Annotated in this window: 1 protein-coding gene; it reads right to left on the minus strand. The window is 67.9% G+C overall.

Annotated features, from left to right (window positions below; genetic code table 11):
- Window positions 1-4,337: type I polyketide synthase (locus tag BST28_RS22685; protein WP_133054364.1), on the minus strand; the 4,337-nt coding region annotated here is incomplete at both ends.

The raw sequence follows: 4,337 nt of genomic DNA on the forward strand, positions 1-4,337 counted from the left end.
GCAGGGCGGCGGAGTCGAGGAGCATGGGGGCGACGACGGCGCGGTCTGAGTGCAGTGCCGTGTCGAGGAGAGTCAGTCCCTCCTGGGGTTCGAACAGCCGCATACCCAGGCGTGTGCGGATGTGCTGCTCCACTGTGGCGCGATCACGGCCGCCGAACATGCTGCTGTCGAGCGCCCCCCAGGCCCCGAGGGCGAGAGACTGTGCGGGACGATTCTCGGTGTGTCGGCGCTGGGCCAGGGCGTCGAGGAATGCGTTGGCTGCGGCGTAATTGCTTTGGCCTTGGCCGCCCAGCAGCGGTGCCGCTGAGGAGAACAGGATCAGCGGCACATCGGCGAGCAGTTCATCGAGGTGCACGGCCGCATCAACCTTGGCGCGCAACACACGGTCGATCTGGTCGTCGGTGATCGCGGTGATCGTCGCGTCATCCATGACACCCGCGGCGTGAATGACCGCGTCGGGGCGATGCCTGTCGAGCACCCTTTCCAGGGCGTCCCGGTCGGCGGCATCGCACGCCTCGAACGTCACGTCGCATCCCAGGGCGGACAGGTCAGCGGCCAGCTCCTCGCAGCCCTCCCCTGCGGCGCCGCGACGGCTGAGCAGAATCAGCGCCCGCACCCCGTACTCGGCGGCGAGGTGGCGTGCGACCAGCCGGCCCAGCGCGCCGGTACCGCCGGTGATCGCCACCGTTTGGGCTCCGTCGAGCAGCGTCGGCCCCGAGGGCGAGACGCTGATGCGCCGCAACCGAGGGGCGAACAGCCGGTCACCGCGCACAGCGACCTGCGGCTCACCTATGGCCAGAATCGCCTCCCACGGCGGTTCGGTGTCGGTATCGACATCGACGAGCACCACGCGATCGGGGTATTCGGCCTGTGCAGAGCGGACAAACCCCCACACCGCCGCCGCGGCGGGGTCGGGAACATCACCCTCACCCACCGCAACCGCACCACGGGTGACAAACATCAAGCGCGCCTCGGCGAGATGCTCAGCGGCAAACCAAGCCCGCAACAACGAAAGCGCCGCATGAACACCCACACGCGCCGCATCAGCCCGATGCCCCGCCGGCGTACTCACTTCCCACGCGACCGCACCGGGAACTGTTCCAGCTGACAGGGCGGTGAGATCGGACTCGACGCTGAGGCGGGTGATCGTCGACGGTTGCTTCGATCTAGTCGCGGTGAACTCGCTCCACTCGACGGCGAACAGTGGATCTGCCCCGGTGCCGACGAGTTGCTTGCGCTCAGTTGGCCGCACCACGAGTGAGTCGACGGTGAGAACCGGTGTCCCACCGTCGTCGATCGCTGTGATTGCGACGGTGTCTTCGGTGAGGAATTCGATCTGCACTCGTAGATGGTCGGACCCTGGACGGTGCAGTTGAGCACGTCCGATAAGGAACGGTACTGGGGCGCTGCCGTTTTCGAAGTTGGCCGAGAGCGGCTCGAGCGCCACGTGGAACGCTGCGTCGAGCAGCGCTGGATGGATTCCGAATGATTTCGCTGTGGCGGCGTCACCGGTCCCGAGTGCCATCTCCGCGTAGAAGGCGCCGTCGCGTTCCCATGCTGTGTGGAGGCCTTGGAAGGCGGGTCCGTAGTTAAGGCCGAGGTCGGGCAAGCGGTCGTAGAGGAGTGAGACATCGATGGGCTCCGTGCCGACAGGGGGCCACGCCTCCCGGGCTAAGGCCTCCGCTTTGACTGGGTGGCGATCGAACAGGCCCATCAGTCCGCTGGCGTGGCGTGTCCATACCGCGTCGTCGCTGCCTGTGATTCGTGAACTGATGGTGAGCGGATAGTTCCCGGCTTGATTGGCCGGGGTGATGGTGATTTGGAGGTCGACGGCGTCGTTGTTGGGGAGGATGAGGGGGGTTTCGATGATGAGTTCGTCGATGTGGGGGGCGCCGATGTGGGTGCCGGCGTGGAGGGCGAGTTCGATGAAGGCGGCGCCGGGGACGATGACGCGGTCGAGGACGACGTGGTCGGCGAGCCAGGGTTGTTCGGTCAGGGATAGGCGTGCGGTGAACAGGGTGGTGCCGTCGGTGAGGGTGACTGCGGCGCCGAGGAGGGGGTGGTGGGCGTCTTGGAGGCCGGCGGCGCTGAGGTCGCCGGGGGTGGTGGTGTGGGGGGTCAGCCAGTAGGTGCGGTGTTCGAAGGGGTAGGTGGGTAGGTCGACTTTGGTGGCGCCGCGGCCGGCGAACATCTCCCCGTTGATGGGGACGCCGTGAACATGGGCTTCGCCAAGGGACAACGCGAAGCGCTGCGCATCGTCCTCGTCGCGGCGCAATGAACCGATCACTGCGACAGCGTCATCGGCTCGCTCATCGTGGATTGTTTCCTGCAACGCCAACGCCAACACCGGGTGTGGGCTGAGCTCGACCAGAAGCGAACAGCCGTCGCCGAGCAGTGCGCGTGTCGCCTGCTCGAACAGCACCGGGCTGGCCAGGCTGTCAAACCAGTACTGTGCATCAAGTCGCGTGGTGTCCAGCAGGGCGCCGGTGGCTGTGGAGTAAAACGGGATGTCGCTTCGCCGTGGGCGTATCGGCGCCAAGTCGGCCAGCAGTCGTTCACGCAGCCGCTCGACTTGAGCGGTGTGTGACGCGTAGTCCACCGCGATCCACCGGGCCCGCACCTCATCGGCTTCGCAGGCCGCGACCAAGGCCTCCAGCGCCTCAGGGCTGCCCGCGACCACTGTTGACATCGGCCCGTTGAACGCCGCGATCGACACCTCACCGCCGAACTCGCTGAGCCGTCGCCGCAGGTCCTCGGCAGGCAAGCCGACCGATACCATGCCGCCCTTGCCGACCAATTCCTCGGCGATCGCGCGGCTGCGCAACGCCACGACCCTGACAGCGTCTTCCAGCGACAACGCCCCGGCCACATACGCCGCGGCGATCTCGCCCTGGGAATGACCGATAACCATCGACGGCGCAACTCCGTGCGCCTTCCACAACTGCGCCAACGACACCATCACCGAAAACAGCGCCGGCTGCACGACATCGACACGCTTCAACAACGCCGCGTCGTGCAGCGCCTCACGCAATGACCACTGCACATGCTCCGACAAGGCCTGCGCGCACGCCTGCATCGACTCGGCGAACACCCCGCCGGCCTGCCACAGTCCCAACGCCATCCCCGGCCACTGCCCACCCTGGCCGGGAAAGACGAACGCCGGCTTGCGCGGCCGCGCCCGCCCACGCACAAGACCCGGCCACGCTTGGCCGCCGGCAAGAGCACCGAGCCCTGCCACCAGCTCGTCACGACTGCCGGCCAGTACCACCGCCCGCTGCTCGAGCTGCCCTCGACCACGCGCCGTCGCCGCAACCTGCTCCACGGTGATCTCCGGGCGCTCCTGCACGTAGGCCTGCCACCGGCGCGCCTGCGCACACAACGCCGCCTCGCTACGGGCCGACACCACCACCGCAGCCGCCGCCGAGGCCCCGGCCACCTCCGCCGTCTCTGGCGAGTCCTGCGCCGGGTCTTGCGGGGTGACCGGTTCCTTGACCACGGGGGGTTCTTCGATGATGACGTGGGCGTTGGTGCCGCTGATGCCGAAGGAGGACACCCCGAATCGGCGTCGTCGGGGGCCGGTGGGCCAGGGTTTGGCTTCGGTGAGTACTTCGACCTCGCCGGCCGACCAGTCCACGTGGGGGGACAGGGCATCGACATGCAAGGTGGGGGGCAGGGTTTGGTGGTGCAGGGCTTGGACCATTTTGATCACTCCGGCCACTCCGGCCGCGGCCACCGAGTGGCCGATGTTGGATTTGACTGATCCCACCTGCAGGGGTTGGCCGTCCTCGGGGCGGTGTTGGCCGTAGGTGGCCAGCAAGGCTTGGGCTTCGATCGGGTCGCCCAGCGGGGTTCCGGTGCCGTGGGCTTCCACGGCGTCGATGTCGGCGGCGGAGACCCCGGCGTTGGCCAGGGCCTGGCGGATCACCCGTTCCTGGGAGGGGCCGTTGGGGGCGGTCAACCCGTTGCTCGCACCGTCCTGGTTGGTCGCTGAGCCCCGCACCACCGCCAGCACCTGATGACCGTGGGCCCGGGCATCAGCCAACCGCTCCAACACCAACACTCCCGCACCCTCAGCCCAGCCCACCCCGTCAGCCGAGGCTGAGAACGCCTTGCACCGGCCATCCGGGGACAACCCCCGCTGCCGGGAAAACTCGGTGAACAACGACGGGGTGGACAACACCGTCACCCCGCCGGCCAGGGCCAAAGAGCACTCCCCCGACCGCAACGCCTGAGCGGCCAGATGCAACGCCACCAACGACGACGAACACGCCGTATCCACCGACACCGCCGGGCCCTCCAACCCCAACGCATACGCCACCCGACCCGACACCACACTG

The organism is Mycolicibacter kumamotonensis (assembly GCF_002086285.1).
Classification (GTDB): Bacteria; Actinomycetota; Actinomycetes; order Mycobacteriales; family Mycobacteriaceae; genus Mycobacterium; species Mycobacterium kumamotonense.